This is a genomic window from Pseudomonas fildesensis, assembly GCF_001050345.1.
Classification (GTDB): domain Bacteria; phylum Pseudomonadota; class Gammaproteobacteria; order Pseudomonadales; family Pseudomonadaceae; genus Aquipseudomonas; species Aquipseudomonas fildesensis.
Genome location: NZ_LFMW01000018.1, coordinates 20378 through 34405, shown reverse-complemented (window position 1 = coordinate 34405; position 14028 = coordinate 20378). Strand labels below are relative to the sequence as shown.

16 protein-coding genes are annotated in these 14028 nt (G+C 62.4%); 10 read left to right on the top strand and 6 right to left on the bottom strand.

Features of this window, described 5'->3' with window-relative positions:
* Nucleotides 1-128: 128 nt before the first annotated feature.
* Both fliK and ACR52_RS23155 read left to right on the top strand, forming a co-directional pair.
* The gene (fliK, locus tag ACR52_RS23160) at nt 129-1706 is read left to right on the top strand and encodes a flagellar hook-length control protein FliK (RefSeq protein ID WP_048729890.1); all 1578 of its coding nucleotides are present in this window, start codon (nt 129-131) and stop codon (nt 1704-1706) included.
* Nucleotides 1703-2032 carry an EscU/YscU/HrcU family type III secretion system export apparatus switch protein gene (locus ACR52_RS23155; protein WP_048729888.1) on the top strand — a complete coding sequence of 110 codons (330 nt, stop codon included), beginning with the start codon at nt 1703-1705 and terminating at the stop codon, nt 2030-2032. The genes fliK and ACR52_RS23155 overlap by 4 nt, the downstream gene beginning before the upstream one ends.
* 202 nt (nt 2033-2234) lie before the next feature.
* Here the strand turns inward: ACR52_RS23155 and ACR52_RS23150 are convergent, their stop codons facing one another.
* Both ACR52_RS23150 and moaB read right to left on the bottom strand, forming a co-directional pair.
* A complete protein-coding gene (locus ACR52_RS23150; RefSeq protein ID WP_048729887.1) occupies nt 2235-3461 on the bottom strand; it encodes a molybdopterin molybdotransferase MoeA in 1227 nt (408 codons plus the stop codon).
* A complete protein-coding gene (moaB, locus tag ACR52_RS23145; protein WP_048729884.1) occupies nt 3445-3984 on the bottom strand; it encodes a molybdenum cofactor biosynthesis protein B in 540 nt (179 codons plus the stop codon). The genes ACR52_RS23150 and moaB overlap by 17 nt, the downstream gene beginning before the upstream one ends.
* Nucleotides 3985-4060: 76 nt before the next feature.
* On the opposite strand from moaB, the gene mobA reads away from it, so the two are divergent.
* Both mobA and ACR52_RS23135 read left to right on the top strand, forming a co-directional pair.
* Nucleotides 4061-4663: a molybdenum cofactor guanylyltransferase MobA gene (gene mobA / locus ACR52_RS23140; RefSeq protein ID WP_048729883.1), complete on the top strand. Its 603-nt coding sequence runs from the start codon at nt 4061-4063 to the stop codon at nt 4661-4663.
* Between the two features lie 79 nt (nt 4664-4742).
* Nucleotides 4743-4964 (top strand): YgdI/YgdR family lipoprotein, encoded by a 222-nt coding sequence (locus ACR52_RS23135; protein ID WP_010211805.1) that lies wholly within the window; start codon nt 4743-4745, stop codon nt 4962-4964.
* Nucleotides 4965-5018: 54 nt separating this feature from the next.
* On the opposite strand, the gene ACR52_RS23130 is transcribed toward ACR52_RS23135, so the two are convergent.
* The 3 genes from ACR52_RS23130 to ACR52_RS23120 all read right to left on the bottom strand — a co-directional run bounded on the left by ACR52_RS23130 (nt 5019) and on the right by ACR52_RS23120 (nt 6627).
* Nucleotides 5019-5909, bottom strand: coding sequence for a pseudouridine synthase (locus ACR52_RS23130; RefSeq protein ID WP_048729879.1), 891 nt, complete (start codon nt 5907-5909; stop codon nt 5019-5021).
* A 71-nt stretch (nt 5910-5980) separates the two neighbouring features.
* Nucleotides 5981-6316, bottom strand: coding sequence for a hypothetical protein (locus ACR52_RS23125; RefSeq protein ID WP_048729877.1), 336 nt, complete (start codon nt 6314-6316; stop codon nt 5981-5983).
* 74 nt (nt 6317-6390) lie between these two features.
* Nucleotides 6391-6627: a glutaredoxin family protein gene (locus tag ACR52_RS23120; RefSeq protein ID WP_048729874.1), complete on the bottom strand. Its 237-nt coding sequence runs from the start codon at nt 6625-6627 to the stop codon at nt 6391-6393.
* 295 nt (nt 6628-6922) lie between these two features.
* Between ACR52_RS23120 and ACR52_RS23115 the strand changes: the two genes are divergently transcribed.
* A complete protein-coding gene (locus ACR52_RS23115; RefSeq protein WP_152687676.1) occupies nt 6923-8659 on the top strand; it encodes a cation:proton antiporter in 1737 nt (578 codons plus the stop codon).
* Here the strand turns inward: ACR52_RS23115 and ACR52_RS23110 are convergent.
* The gene (locus ACR52_RS23110; RefSeq protein ID WP_048730157.1) at nt 8646-9854 is read right to left on the bottom strand and encodes an ammonium transporter; all 1209 of its coding nucleotides are present in this window, start codon (nt 9852-9854) and stop codon (nt 8646-8648) included. The two genes, ACR52_RS23115 and ACR52_RS23110, sit on opposite strands and share 14 nt — an antisense overlap.
* 346 nt (nt 9855-10200) lie before the next feature.
* Between ACR52_RS23110 and ACR52_RS23105 the strand changes: the two genes are divergently transcribed.
* The 5 genes from ACR52_RS23105 to ACR52_RS23085 all read left to right on the top strand — a co-directional run bounded on the left by ACR52_RS23105 (nt 10201) and on the right by ACR52_RS23085 (nt 13902).
* Complete coding sequence (locus ACR52_RS23105; RefSeq protein ID WP_048729870.1) at nt 10201-10515, top strand: DUF883 family protein; 315 nt, start codon at nt 10201-10203, stop codon at nt 10513-10515.
* Between the two features lie 3 nt (nt 10516-10518).
* A complete protein-coding gene (locus ACR52_RS23100) occupies nt 10519-10905 on the top strand; it encodes a phage holin family protein (protein WP_048729867.1) in 387 nt (128 codons plus the stop codon).
* On the top strand, nt 10902-11243 hold the full coding sequence (locus ACR52_RS23095) for a hypothetical protein (RefSeq protein ID WP_048729863.1): 342 nt from the start codon (nt 10902-10904) through the stop codon (nt 11241-11243). Before ACR52_RS23100 ends, ACR52_RS23095 begins: the two co-directional genes overlap by 4 nt.
* 92 nt (nt 11244-11335) lie before the next feature.
* Nucleotides 11336-12499, top strand: coding sequence for an EAL domain-containing protein (locus ACR52_RS23090; RefSeq protein ID WP_048729860.1), 1164 nt, complete (start codon nt 11336-11338; stop codon nt 12497-12499).
* A gap of 71 nt (nt 12500-12570) precedes the next feature.
* Nucleotides 12571-13902: a deoxyguanosinetriphosphate triphosphohydrolase gene (locus ACR52_RS23085; RefSeq protein WP_048729858.1), complete on the top strand. Its 1332-nt coding sequence runs from the start codon at nt 12571-12573 to the stop codon at nt 13900-13902.
* The last annotated feature ends 126 nt before the right edge of the window (nt 13903-14028 follow it).

Sequence of the window (14028 nt, the reverse complement as noted above, 5' to 3'; positions counted from 1 at the left end):
GGCGACCGATTTTAGAGAGCTGGATCAAATAGTTGTGAGGTTTTTACCGCTCTCTTTGAAGACGGGCGGCATTATACATGCGATGCCCTACTCTAAAGAGGGCAATTTCCCCAGAGACGGCGCGCACGATGACCGGTGAGATCAACCTTCCTACGCTTCCTCCTACCCCGGCGGCCGGGCAGAGCTCTGCGCCTGCAGCGGGTGCCTTGCTGAAACTGCTGGAGCCGCAACTCGGGCTGATCGATCCGGGCAAAACCGTGAACGCCGAGGTCATCGCCCTCAAACAAGGCGGTGAAGCCTTTCAGTTGTTGCTCAAGTTGACCCTCGAAGGCGGCCGTCAGACCCTGGTTCAGGCCAGCAGCACCCAGCCGTTGCCGTTGGGCAGTAATGTGGCGGTGAGCCAGACGCCCGCGGGCAATCTGACACTCAGTCTGCAGCAAGCCTTGAGCGTCAACGTCGCCGCCCTCACCCGTATCGACACGTCCAAGATGCCGGAAGGCACCCTGTTGCAGGCCAAGGTGCTGACCACGCAGATGCTGCCCCAGGGCACCGCGCAGCCGGCGATCTACCGTTCACTGGTAACCGTGCTCAACAATGCCCTGGCCGGTGCGACGCTGACGGTGGAAAGCCCACAACCCTTGCGCGTGGGCAGCTTGCTCAGCGCTATGGTGCAGAACGCGCAAACCCTGAGTTTCGTGCCGTTGAGCGGGCTTAAAGATCAATTGGCTGTCACGCAGCAACTCGCGACCCAACAAAGTCGCCAGGGCTCGCTGGATGCGGTGTTCACGGCGCTGCAAAACCTGCCCCGTGGCGAAAGTACCTCCGCTGACCTGCGCGCCGCCGCCGACCGTTTGTTGGCCGCCCTGCCTGATTTGGCGCAGGTCAGCAATCCCAAGGTGCTGGCGCAGGTGATCCAGAACAGCGGTGCCTTTCTGGAAGCCAAACTGCTGGCTGGGCAAAACCCGCAAATCCCGCCGCTGGACATGAAAGGCGCCCTGCTGCGCCTGGTCGCCGATTTGCTGCCGGCCCTGCCCGCCAGCACCAACCTGAATGCCATTCTCGCCGCCAATACCCTCGCCCAGGTCATGCCAAATTTCGTGCGCAGCCCCTTGGGCACCCTTGGTCAAGTCGGCGCGCGCCAAGCCCCTGCCGGCTTCCCACTGCCCGAGCGGCTCATGGCGAAACTGGAAGGCGAAGGCGACCTGGAAAACCTGCTGCGCCTGGCCGCCGGGGCGATCTCCCGCCTGCAAAGCCACCAGCTGTCGAGCCTGGAACAGACCGGCACCACTGCTGACGGTCGACTGCAAACCACCTGGCAATTGGAGATCCCCATGCGCACCCTGCAGGACATCGTGCCGTTGCAGGTCAAGTTCCAGCGCGAAGAACCGGCGCCGGACAAGGAGCAGCCCGAGCGCAAAGACAAGAAGGAGCCCCAGCAGATGCTCTGGCGCGTCGAACTGGCCTTCGACATGGAGCCGCTGGGGCCGTTGCAGGTCCAGGCGCAGTTGACTCAGGGCAAACTGTCCAGCCAACTGTGGGCGACCCGGCCGTTCACGGCCAGCTTGATCGAAAGCCATCTGGGCAACCTGCGCGAGCGGCTGGTGACCTCTGGCATCAACGTCGGCGACCTCGATTGCCACCTCGGCACTCCGCCGCGCGGGCCGAAAACCGGACTGGAACAACGCTGGGTAGATGAAACCGCATGAAGAACCCCAACCCACCACGCCAGGCGATTGCCCTCAAGTACGACGGCCAGCAAGCCCCAACCCTGACCGCCAAGGGCGACGATGCCCTGGCCGAAGCCATCCTCAAGCTGGCGCGGGAAAATGAAGTGCCCATCTACGAAAACGCCGAGCTGGTGAAGCTGCTCGCGCGGATGGAATTGGGCGATAGCATTCCGGAAGAGTTGTACCGCACGATCGCTGAGATCATTGCGTTTGCGTGGACGTTGAAAGGCAAGTTTCCGGTGGGGTATGACCCGGATGCGGGGCCGGTGGAGCGGGATGTGACAGACAGAGGGGACGATTACTAAGCGTGCGTAAACGCCTTTCCCCAGTGGCGAGCGGGCTTGCCCCGCGTTGGGCTGCGTAGCGGCCCCAGAACCTGCCAACGAGTTCTGTCTGAGAGGACGCGGGAACTTAATTGGGGCCGCTTCGCAGCCCAACGCGGGGCAAGCCCGCTCGCCACAACAAGCCCGCTCGCCACATAAAATCCGCACCCAGGAAAATTTTCGGTTAGTTGATGACTTCACTCAGGGGGATGAAATTGACTCGGTCACCGATCTCCAGGGTGGTCCCTTCGAGCACTTCCACAAACCCTTCGGCCCACGCCGCACTGCGCAGCACGCCAGAACTCTGGTTGCGATAGATGATTGCCTTGCCCTGCTCGATGCGCCCACGCAAGTACTCGCGACGGTTGCCTGGCTTGGGCCAGGTGAACCCCACCGACACTTCGAAACGCAGTGGTTCCACGTCTTGCACGCCTTGGCGACGCAACAGATAGGGCCGTGCCAACAACGCAAACGTCACCAGCGTCGAAGCTGGATTACCCGGCAAGCCGATCACCGGTACGCCACGAAAGTGGCCGAACGTCAGCGGCTTGCCCGGTTTGATCGCCAGCTTCCACAGGGCCAACTCGCCCTCTTCGCGCAGGGCGATGCCGAGGAAGTCCGCCTCGCCCACGGAGACACCGCCGGTGGACAGAATCAGGTCAACCGCGCCCAGGCCCGCCAGGCGTGTACGGGTTTGCTCCAGGTCATCGGGAAGGATTCCGGCATCGATCACTTCACAGCCCATACGCGCGAGCCAACTGCACAACACGCGGCGGTTGCTGTTGTAGATCTGGCCCGGCCCCAGCAGCAGGCCGGGTTCGACCAATTCGTCGCCGGTGGACAACACGCCCACACGCACGCGGCGCACCACGTCCAGGCAGTCACGGCCCAGGGAGGCGGCCAGGCCCAGTTCAATCGGGCCCAGGCGCGTACCGGCCGACAGCACCAACTCGCCGACGGTGGTTTCCTGGCCTTGAGGGCGGATGTTCTGGTCGATGCGCAAGGGTTCGGTGAAGCTCACGCGCTCGTCGGCATGAACCACAGCGTTTTCCTGCATTTCCACGCAATCCGCGCCTGCCGGTACCGGCGCGCCGGTAAAGATGCGTGCACAGGTGCCCGTCGCCAGCGGCTCGGGCGCTTTGCCTGCGAAGATGCGCTGGCTCACCACCAGCGGCTCACCGGTCCAGTCTGCTAGGCGCACGGCGTAGCCGTCCATGGCACTGTTGGGCCAGGGTGGCAGGTCGAGGGTGGAGATCAAGTCTTGGGCCAACACGCGGCCATCGCAGTCGGCCAGGGGCAGCACGTCCTGCTCACGGATCGGCGCGGCTTCGGCCATGTCCAACAAACGCTGCAAGGCTTCTTCCACCGGCATCAGGGCGCCGGTCTTGCCGGGCTTACCCACGGGATTCACAGGGCTCGGCCTGCTTCAGGTGGGGCACGAAGTTGCACGGGCGGTGACGGTTATCCAATTGCTCGGCGAGGATGCCGTCCCAGCCGGTGCGCACGGCGTTGGTGGAACCCGGCAGGCAGCACACCAGCGTGCCATTGGCCAGCCCGGCCAGGGCACGGGATTGCACGGTGGAGGTGCCGATGTCGGCCACGGATATCTGGCGGAACAGCTCGCCAAAACCGTCGACCTGTTTGTCGAGCAGACAGCTCACGGCTTCGGGGGTGCTGTCGCGGCCGGTGAAGCCGGTGCCGCCGGTGATCAGCACGACCTGCACCACGTCTTCGGCGATCCAGTGGGCCACTTGCGCGCGGATCTTGTAGAGGTCGTCCTTGAGCAGCACACGCTCGGCCAGGGTGTGGCCGGCGGCGGTGAGGCGGTCGACGAAGACCTGGCCCGAGGTGTCGGTGTCCAGGGTACGGGTGTCGCTGACGGTCAGTACGGCGATATTCAGGGGTACGAAGGGCGCATCAGCCTTGGCGTTCATGGCACGGTCCGGTTGTCGAAGGAACAGCCCGATGTTATATCACAGGCCCCTATTTACCTGCCGCAGCGGAACCGCCATGTCTCTTGATTCTTCGCCCCTGCCCTGTTCGATTTTGCTGCTGGCCGGTGGCCGCGGCCAACGCATGGGCGGCCAGGACAAAGGCCTGCTGGAATGGCAGGGCCTGCCCCTGATTGCGCACTTGCAGCGCCTGGTACGGCCGCTGACGGATGACCTGATCGTCTCGTGCAACCGCAACCAGCAACACTACGCGCCGTATGCCGACCAGTTGGTCAGCGATGACAGCCTCGACTTCCCCGGCCCCCTCGCGGGCATCCGCGCAGGGCTGGCTGCCGCACGCCATGAGCATCTGCTGATCCTGCCGTGCGATGTGCCGCACATCGACGCCCAACTGCTCACCGACTTGCTTAAGACAGCGCAGCAAAACCCGCTGTTGCCGGTAATGGTGCGCCACGGTGAATTCTGGGAACCCTTGATCTGCATCATCCCAACCCACCTCAAAACCGAGGTAGAACAGGCATGGCAAGCCGGTGAACGCAGCCCGCGCAAGATCTTCCTGCAACTGGGCGGCGTGGGGCTGGAATGCCCGGCCGATGACCCGCGCCTGGCCAACCTGAATACGCCGCATCTGTTGCACCCAAGGTCTGGCGTGTCAGAATGAACCTCGCACAAGGAACTTTGTCGACGCCCCGCGCGTCACAAGGCCAGCAACTAAAAAGAATTCTCTCGGAGACACACTCATGACTCAACGGACCATCGCTGCTCTCATGCTTGCACTGGGCCTCGCTACCCTTGCCGGTTGCGCCTCGCCAACAGTGATCACCCTGAATGACGGTCGCGAAATCCAGGCCGTCGACACCCCGAAATACAATGAAGATTCGGGTTTCTACGAATTCGAACAGCTTGACGGCAAGCGCACCCGCATCAACAAAGATCAGGTTCGCACCGTTAAAGACCTGTAAGTCTTAGCGCTTGCACACAAGGCCCGCCTCGCGCGGGCCTTGTCGTTTCCGGGGTTACCAGTCGAGGGTAATTTCGCTGCGAAAACTGCGTTCTTCGCCGGTTAACGGATCAATGAAACGCACGCCCTGGGCCAGCAGCTTGAGCGGGTTGGCGTAGTCGTCCTCGGCGTCCTTGATCACCTCGGGGTAGAACGGATCGTTGCAGATACTCGCCCCGAGCGCCGTCATGTGTACGCGCAACTGGTGCTTCTTGCCGGTCACGGGAGACAGGCCGTAGCGCCATAAATCGCCATTTTTTTCGCGGACTTCCACGGCCGTTTCGGTATTGCTGGCGCCGGGGCCTTCCTGCATGCGAAAGAACGGCTCGCCCTCCACCAGGCGGCTTTTGTGCACCAGGGGGAAGTTGAGGTTGGGTAAGGCAGGGGCAATGGCTTCGTAGAATTTATCGATGCGGCGCGTGGGAAACAGTTGCTGATATGCCGAGCGGGTTTGCGGGTTGGCAGAGAACAGCACCAGCCCGGCCGTATGCCGGTCGATACGGTGCAGGGGCACCAGGGACGGGTTGTCCAGGCGGCGAATCAGACGGCGCAACAGGGTTTGTTCAACGTATTCACCGGCGGGCGTCACCGGCAGGAAGTGCGGCTTGTCGGCCACCACCAGGTGTTCATCGGCATACAGGATAGTTTCCTGTACCGGGATCACTTTTTCATTCGGCACTTCGCGAAAGTAGTAGATGCACAGGCCTTCCTTGTAGGCCAGGTCCAGGCTGATAGGGTTGCCATGGATATCCAGCACCCGGCCACGCGCGATGCGGTCCAACCAGTGTTCGCGGCGGATGGCCGGGAAGTGCTCGCACAGACAGTCCAGCACCGTCACCCAAGGGCCGGGGGGCAAATACAGGGTGCTGGCCTGGTGCTGGGACGCGGAGAAACCGGAAGTGGACATGAAATGCTCAAAGCCTGGAAAAACAAGCGGGCATTATCCCGCATCGAGCGGGATTCGGCCTAGAGCAGATCTCAGGCCTTGGCCAACTCCGCCCGCAAAATCGGCGAGGCACTGGCGGCGTCGGTGAATTCCTTGAGCCAGCGCAGCACGTCCACCGCGTCCCAGCGACCCGGATCGTAAAGCGCGTACAACAAGCCCTGGTAACCCACCACATCCAGTTGCTTGTGGTAACCGGCGCGCTGGAACAACGCTTCGATCTCGGCAAAGCAGGTATTGAAGTGCACTTTGTTAAACGGCGTCTTGCCTTCCGTGACCAGGCCGTCGAGGCGCAGCTCGTTCACCGCGTCGCGCACGACGTCGGCGGACATGCGATTGACGCTGCTTTTCAGTTGTTCAACATTCACCACGGGCGTTCCCTCTATTCAATCGCTGTACAAACATACAGTAACTTAATATTTTGGAACCCGCCATCGCATAAACATCAGAGGAGGAAGGCGACGACCTGTTCGGTGTCGAACGGCCAGTCCAGTTCCGCCCCCGTGTCGACTCTTCGAAGCACCGGAATTCGCAGGCCATAGGCTTCGGTGAGGTCTTCGGGGTCGGTGATATCCACCAGTTCCACCAGCAACCCGTGTTCGACGAGCGGCATGATTTCGGCTTCGGCAATCTCACAAAGATGGCAACCCAGGGTGCCGAACAACTGGCATTCAGGAAGCATGACGAATGGACTCGATCAGAAAACAGGTGACCATTCTAAGCCCGACGCAGACCTGTGGCGAGGGAGCTTGCTCCCGCTGGGCTGCGGAGCGGCCCCAAAGATGGGACTGCTACGCAGTCCAACGGGAGCAAGCTCCCTCGCCACAGGTACAGTGCCCGCTCTTAACCAATCGGCATTAGGTCAAGCCCGCGCGCCACAAGTCCCCCACCGCCCACAAAAGCCCTGACCCAGATCACTATGGCCTATAACTGATTCAGCGATTCTCGCGGCTTTTTGCCTGCCCCCTGCAACGGAGATGCGTGTGTTCGCCAACCTGCTGATCATTCTGGCCTCATCCCTGGTGGTGATTGCGCTGTTCCGCCGACTGCAACTGCCGCCTGTACTGGGTTACCTGTGCGTGGGCCTGGCCGTGGGGCCCACGGCCCTGGACTGGGTGAATGACAGCGAAGACCTGCCCGACCTCGCCGAACTGGGCGTGGTGTTCCTGCTGTTTTCCCTGGGCCTGGAGTTTTCCCTGACGAAGATGCTCGCTCTGCGCCGCGTGGTGTTTGGGCTGGGCAGTTTGCAGGTGCTGGGGTGCGGAGCGCTGCTGGGCGGCCTGTTGATGGGCTTTGGCCTGGCGCCGGGCGTCGCGCTGTTGCTCGGTGCGGGGCTGGCGTTGTCCTCCACCGCCATCGTCAGCAAGGAGCTGACCAGCCTCGGGGAAATTTTCAGCAGCCATGGCCAGAACGCGATTGGCGTCTTGCTGTTCCAGGACGTGGTCGCAGTATTGCTGCTGACCCTGGTGCCGGTGTTTGCCGGCAGCAGCGAGCAAGCCTGGTATTGGGCACTGCCGCTGACCTTGGGCAAAACCGTGCTGTTGTTCGTCGGCCTGTTGCTCGCCAGCCGTTGGCTATTGCCGCGTTTGTTCCATGAGGTCGCGGCCTCTCATTCGGCAGAGCTGTTTGTGCTGCTGGCGCTGGTGATCGTGTTGCTGACCGCCTGGCTCACGCATCTGCTGGGGCTCTCCCCTGCCCTTGGCGCCTTCCTGGCCGGCATGCTGCTTGGAGAAAGCCACTACCGTCACCAGATCGAGGCGGATATCCGGCCGTTTCGCGACATCCTGCTGGGGCTGTTTTTCGTCAGCATCGGCATGCTCATCGACCTGCAGTTGTTCGTCAGCCACAGCCTGCTGATCCTCGGCATGACCCTCGCACTGATGATAATCAAGGGTTGCGTCGTCGCCGCCTTGGTCAAGCTGCGCGGCAGCGACCGTGAAACCGCCTGGCGCAGCGGTTTGGCCCTGGCCCAGGGCGGCGAGTTCTGTTTTGCACTGATGGCGCAGATGCAGCAAAGCCGGCTGATCCCTGACGCGTTCAATGGCTTGCTGCTCGCCGCCAGCTTCTGCTCGATGCTGCTGACCCCGCTGTTACTGCGTGCCGCGCCCACGATTGCCCTGCGCCTGCACCGCAAGCCCAACCAACAGGTGCAGTTGGAGGCAATCACCGCGCTCAACGCCCAGTTACACGGCCACGCGGTGATCTGCGGTTATGGCCGCGTCGGGCAATCGATCGGGCGTTTTCTGCGCCAGGAGCAACAGGCCTATATCGCGCTGGACGACGACCCCGAACGCGTGCACGAAGCCACCACCGAAGACAGCAGTGTGCATTACGGTGATTGCCGTCGCGGCGCCCTGCTCAGTGCGGTCGGCCTGGAACGGGCGCGGTTGCTGGTGATCGCGGTGGACAACAGCGACGTAGCCCTGGTGGTGCTGAAGGAAGCACGCCGGATCAACCCCGACGTGCCGATCCTGGTGCGCACCCGCGACGACAGCCAGTTGGCCGAACTGAAAGCCGCCGGCGCCAGCGAAGTGGTGCCCGAGCTACTGGAGTCGAGCCTGATGCTCGCCTCCCACGCCTTGATCCTGCTGGGCCTGCCGGACCAACAGGTACAGGCGCGGGTCGATGAAGTGCGGCATAGCCGCTACCGCCTGCTGCACGGCTTTTACGCGCACCCGAGCAACGAAGAAGAGGCGCCGATCAATCCTGACTGACCGCGCCGATCTTGTGGATCGACAGGTCCGCGCCGTAATACTCCTCTTCCTGGCTCAGGCGCAGCCCGTGCACGCGCTTGATCACGCCGTACACCAGCAGGCCACCGCCGAACGCCACCACCACGCCGAGGCCGGTGCCGATCAACTGGCTGACCAGGCTCACACCGCCCAGCCCACCGAGGGCGGTCTGGCCGAAGATGCCACAGGCGATACCGCCCCACACGCCGCACAGGCCATGCAGCGGCCATACACCGAGCACATCGTCGATCTTCCAGCGGTCCTGGGCGGCGATAAAACACCACACAAACAAACCGCCGGCGATGACACCGGTGACCAGCGCGCCCACCGGGTGCATCAGGTCGGAACCGGCGCAGATCGCCACCAGCCCGGCCAGCGGGCCGTTGTGCAGAAAGCCGGGGTCGTTGCGACCGATCACCAGCGCGGCGACCGTGCCGCCGACCATGGCCATCAGCGAATTGACCGCCACCAGGCCGCTGACCCCGTTCAGGGTTTGCGCGCTCATCACGTTAAACCCGAACCAGCCGACAATCAGAATCCACGAGCCCAGCGCCAGGAACGGAATGCTCGACGGAGCAAAGGCGACCAAGCGCCCTTCGCGATAACGCCCGTTGCGCGGCCCGAGCAGCAACACTGCCGCCAGCGCCAGCCAGCCGCCCATGGCGTGCACCACCACGGAACCGGCGAAGTCGTGGAAGCTGGCGCCGAAGGTCGCGAGCAGCCAGGCCTGCAGACCGAAATTGCCGTTCCACACCATGCCTTCGAAAAACGGGTAGATAAACGCCACGATCAACGCCGTGGCGCACAACTGCGGAGCGAACTTTGCACGTTCGGCGATGCCCCCGGAAATGATCGCCGGGATCGCCGCCGCAAAGGTCAGCAGAAAGAAGAACTTCACCAGGCCGTAGCCGTGGTCGGCGCTGATCACCGCCGCCGGTTGCATGAAGCTCACGCCGTAGGAGATCCAATAGCCTATAAAGAAATAGGCCAGGGTGGAGATCGCGAAGTCGCTGAGAATCTTCGACAGGGCGTTGACCTGGTTTTTCTGCCGCACCGTGCCGACTTCAAGGAAGGCAAAGCCGGCGTGCATGGCCAGGACCATGACCGCACCAATCAGAATGAACAGGGTGTTGGAGCTATGGACAAGGGTGTCCACCGCACTTTGCAAATTTTCCATGGAGGTTGGCAGGCCTGCATTAAGGGCAAAAAGCACCAAAGCGGTTCAAGCCAGCGTTTCACGCACTAAATTGGCACTGCCGGTCCCGCCCCTCTTCAGAGGGCGTGAACCGCTTTAGCGCAGCGATCAGCACAACAGGCAATTCCCGACAGGGTTTTTCCGCGAGTTTCAGTTATTTAGGGTAAGGTTTTTGAAGGCATCAGCCTCGACCGCCCGGATTCAGCGCAGACCCTGGGGCCAGCGCACCAAGGCAAAGCAAAAGCTGTACCAGACAATTGCAGTGAACCTTCAGCAAAGCCTGTGACTCGAAACCACAGGTACAGATCAGCCACTCACGGAGATAACCATGGCCGGCAAAACAGCAAAGACTGCTCAAGAAATACTGATGGCGGATTTTCAAACCCTGGTCAGTGATACCGAAAAATTGCTGGACGACACCGCCGTCCTGGCCGGTGACCAGGCCGACGAGCTGCGCAGCAAGATTCACGAAAGCCTGCTCAAGGCCCGCGAAACCCTGCAACTGACCGAAGACTCCCTGCGTGAACGCGGCCAGGCCGCCGTCACCGCGACTGAAGATTACGTGCAAGCCAACCCTTGGCAATCCGTAGGCATTGCTGCCGGCGTGGGCTTCCTGATCGGTCTGCTGGCTACAAGGCGCTAAATTATGTCTATCGGCGAAACCGGCTCGTCCACGGGCACCAGTTCTACTTCAAGACGCCTTGGCGCGGCTGTGCTGGGCCTGCTTCATAGCCATGTCGAACTGTTCGGCATCGAGTTGCAGGAACAAAAGTCACGCACCGTCAGCCTGCTGCTGTTTGCCGGTCTCGCGCTGGTGTTTGCCCTGCTGTTGCTGGTGGGGTTGTCGGCATTGGTGATGATTCTGGTGTGGGACACATATCGCCTGACCGGGATCATCAGCCTCTGTGTGTTCTACACCCTGGCCGCAGGGTTCTGTGGCGTGCGCTTGAAAGCGGCGATATTCGATGAATCCACGCCCTTCCACGCCACCCTCGAAGAGCTGGCCAATGACCGGGAGCGCCTGCTGCCATGAAACTGACTGAAATCCCGCAAGCCACCTCGCGCCGCGAAATGCGCAAGGCGCTGATCCGCCTGCGCATGGAAATGCATCGCCAGGAAATCCGCCATGAGTCCCAGCAACTGGTGGCGCCTCTGAACAAGGTGCGCAACATGGGCAGCAACTGGCAGGACAGCCTGGGCATCAAGCACGCGCCGCTGTGGGGCGTGGCGGCAGTCACCCTGATGGGTTTCTTCACCGGCAAAGGCGCCAAGGGCGGCGGCATCAGCAGCCTGACACGCCTGGTGCGGCTCGGCGCCGGTTTGATCCCGTTGATCAAATTGGCCATGCAGGGTGCTTCACGCAAAGGGTGAACCTCGCTGGCTGCATTCTTGCAGACAGAATCGGCCCGGCCCTCGTTATCGAGGGCCGGGCCTTTTTTCGCCAACGTTTCTAAGGAGGCCCCGTGATTGACGGGCAACCGCTCGCCTGCTTCCAGCCGTTTATCGACACCGCCACTGGGCGTATCGCCGGCGTTGAAGCCCTCGGCCGCCTGCGCCAGGCTGACGGCCGCTTGCAGTCGGTGGGCCCGCTGTTCGCCGACCCGCGCACACCGGGCGTGGCACTGCGCCGCCTGGACCGACAGATCCGCGATAACGCCTTGAGCCGTCTGCATGAGGCGCCGGAAGACTGGTTCCTCAGCCTGAATATCTCACCGCGCTGGATCACCCGCCTGCGCCCGGGACAAGCCCTGCCCAGCCTGAAACAGCTGCAGACCCATGGCGTCGACCCGGCCCGTATCGTGTTCGAGATCACCGAACTGGGCGGCGATATCCAGCGCCTGGCTGACGTAGTGGCACGCTATCGCGACGCCGGTGCACGCATCGCCATCGATGACTTTGGCGCCGGCTATTCGCAGCTCGACCGGGTGCTGGCGTTGCAACCGGACATTCTCAAACTGGACATGCGCCTGTTCCAGGAAGCCGCCAAGGGCGGACCGAGCAGTGAAGTGGTGCGGGCACTGGCGCAGATGGCGGAAAAAACCGGCTGCTGGATCATCGCCGAAGGCGTGGAAACCGAGGCCCAACTGAGCTTCGCCCTGGAATGCGGTTCGCGGTATGTGCAGGGTTATCTGTTTGCCCAGGCGCAGTTGGACTGGTTTGCCACCGATGCCTTCGTGCCGCGCTTTGCCCAACTGCGCGCGGCCTACGTGCAGCAGAAACTGGCGGAGCGTGGACGCGTCATGCAACTGCGCAAGCAATTAGTCGTGCTGATGAAAATCCTCCAGGCCTGGGCCCAGGGCCAGGCGCCGCTGAGCCAGTTGCCGCAATTGCCAGACTTCCCCTGGCTGTTGCGGTTCTACCAGTGCGACCGCCATGGCACCCAGTTGACGCCCAACTTCGAATGGCGCCAGGACGCCTGGCAAGCCGACAGCCGCTACCTGGGCCACAACTGGTCATGGCGCCCGTACTTCTATCACTTGCTGGCTGAGGGCTGGGAGGAGCGGCGCCTGACCCTGTCGTCGACCTACCGCGATGCCACCACCAACCAGTATTGCCTGACCGCAGGACAATTCTTCGATAACGGTCAGCGCTTGCTGTTAATCGATATTGACGCCGCCGGACTGTAGATTTTCGCTTGCCCCGCCAAGGCGGAACCGGGAAGCTGGGCGGGTCATTCACCGCACGGAGAGTACCCGCCTTGGATTGGCCCACCCTGTTGACCCGCGAACGTCTTGGAAAACCCCTGCACAGCCCGGAAGAATTGGGCCGCAGCCCGTTTCACAAAGACCACGACCGCATTATTTTCTCTGGCGCGTTTCGGCGCCTGGGCCGCAAGACCCAAGTGCACCCCGTGTCGAGCAACGATCATATCCACACGCGCCTGACTCATTCCCTGGAAGTCAGCTGCGTTGGCCGCTCCCTCGGCATGCGCGTGGGCGAAACCCTGCGCAGCGCCCTGCCCGACTGGTGCGACCCGAGCGACCTGGGCATGGTGGTGCAATCGGCCTGCCTGGCCCATGACATCGGCAACCCGCCGTTCGGGCATTCCGGCGAAGATGCCATTCGCCATTGGTTCCAGCAGGCTGCCGGGCGCGGCTGGCTGGATGACATGAGCACGGCCGAGCGCAATGACTTCCTCAATTTCGAAGGCAACGCCCAGGGCTTCAGGGTGCTGACCCAGCTGGAATACCACCAGTTCGACGGCGGCACCCGGCTGACCTACGCCACCCTGGGCACCTACCTGAAATACCCCTGGACCGCCCGCCACGCCGACTCGCTGGGCTACAAGAAACACAAATTCGGCTGCTACCAGAGCGAGCTGCCGATTCTTGAACAGATCGCCCACAAGCTCGGCCTGCCGCAACTCGAAGAACAACGCTGGGCACGCCATCCGCTGGTGTACCTGATGGAGGCCGCCGACGACATCTGCTACGCGCTGATCGACCTGGAAGACGGCCTGGAAATGGAGCTGCTGGAATACGCCGAGGTCGAGTCGCTGCTGCTCGACCTGGTGGGCGACGACCTGCCGCAGACCTACCGGCAACTGGGGTCCCAGGATTCGCGCCGACGCAAGCTGGCGATCCTGCGGGGCAAGGCCATCGAACACCTGACCAACGCCGCCGCCCGCGCGTTCGTCGAACAGCAGGACGCCTTGCTCGCCGGCACGTTGCCTGGCGACCTGGTCGAGCATATGCACGGCCCCGCCAAGCGTTGCGTGCTGGATGCCAAGGACATGGCGCGCAAGAAAATCTTCCAGGACAAACGCAAGACTTTGCATGAGATCGGCGCCTACACCACCCTGGAAATCCTGCTTAACGCGTTCTGTGGCGCGGCACTTGAACAGCACGGCGGGCGCACACCGTCGTTCAAGAACCGGCGCATCCTCGACTTGCTGGGCAACAGCGCACCAGACCCGGCGTGGTCGCTGCACGCTTCGTTCCTGCGGATGATCGACTTTATCGCGGGGATGACCGACAGCTACGCCACCGAGATGGCGCGGGAGATGACCGGGCGCTCCAGCCCTCAATAACCGTTCAATCAAGCGTTCTGTTCCCTGTAAGGAATCGCCCTACGATGGGAACAGAGCGCCCTGATCGAATTCGTACAAGCACCCGATGAATAATCACGCACGCTCTTTGCGGCCATGGGAGTCACT

What these genes read in the sequence shown, in the direction of transcription:
- ACR52_RS23155 (WP_048729888.1), top strand. Translation starts at nt 1,703, where the DNA reads ATGAAGAACCCCAACCCACCACGCCAGGCGATTGCCCTCAAGTACGAC.
- ACR52_RS23110 (WP_048730157.1), bottom strand. Translation starts at nt 9,854, where the DNA reads ATGGAAAATTTGCAAAGTGCGGTGGACACCCTTGTCCATAGCTCCAAC.
- ACR52_RS23120 (WP_048729874.1), bottom strand. Translation starts at nt 6,627, where the DNA reads ATGCTTCCTGAATGCCAGTTGTTCGGCACCCTGGGTTGCCATCTTTGT.
- ACR52_RS23100 (WP_048729867.1), top strand. Translation starts at nt 10,519, where the DNA reads ATGTCTATCGGCGAAACCGGCTCGTCCACGGGCACCAGTTCTACTTCA.
- ACR52_RS23135 (WP_010211805.1), top strand. Translation starts at nt 4,743, where the DNA reads ATGACTCAACGGACCATCGCTGCTCTCATGCTTGCACTGGGCCTCGCT.
- fliK (WP_048729890.1), top strand. Translation starts at nt 129, where the DNA reads ATGACCGGTGAGATCAACCTTCCTACGCTTCCTCCTACCCCGGCGGCC.
- ACR52_RS23105 (WP_048729870.1), top strand. Translation starts at nt 10,201, where the DNA reads ATGGCCGGCAAAACAGCAAAGACTGCTCAAGAAATACTGATGGCGGAT.
- ACR52_RS23130 (WP_048729879.1), bottom strand. Translation starts at nt 5,909, where the DNA reads ATGTCCACTTCCGGTTTCTCCGCGTCCCAGCACCAGGCCAGCACCCTG.
- moaB (WP_048729884.1), bottom strand. Translation starts at nt 3,984, where the DNA reads ATGAACGCCAAGGCTGATGCGCCCTTCGTACCCCTGAATATCGCCGTA.
- mobA (WP_048729883.1), top strand. Translation starts at nt 4,061, where the DNA reads ATGTCTCTTGATTCTTCGCCCCTGCCCTGTTCGATTTTGCTGCTGGCC.
- ACR52_RS23115 (WP_152687676.1), top strand. Translation starts at nt 6,923, where the DNA reads ATGCGTGTGTTCGCCAACCTGCTGATCATTCTGGCCTCATCCCTGGTG.
- ACR52_RS23095 (WP_048729863.1), top strand. Translation starts at nt 10,902, where the DNA reads ATGAAACTGACTGAAATCCCGCAAGCCACCTCGCGCCGCGAAATGCGC.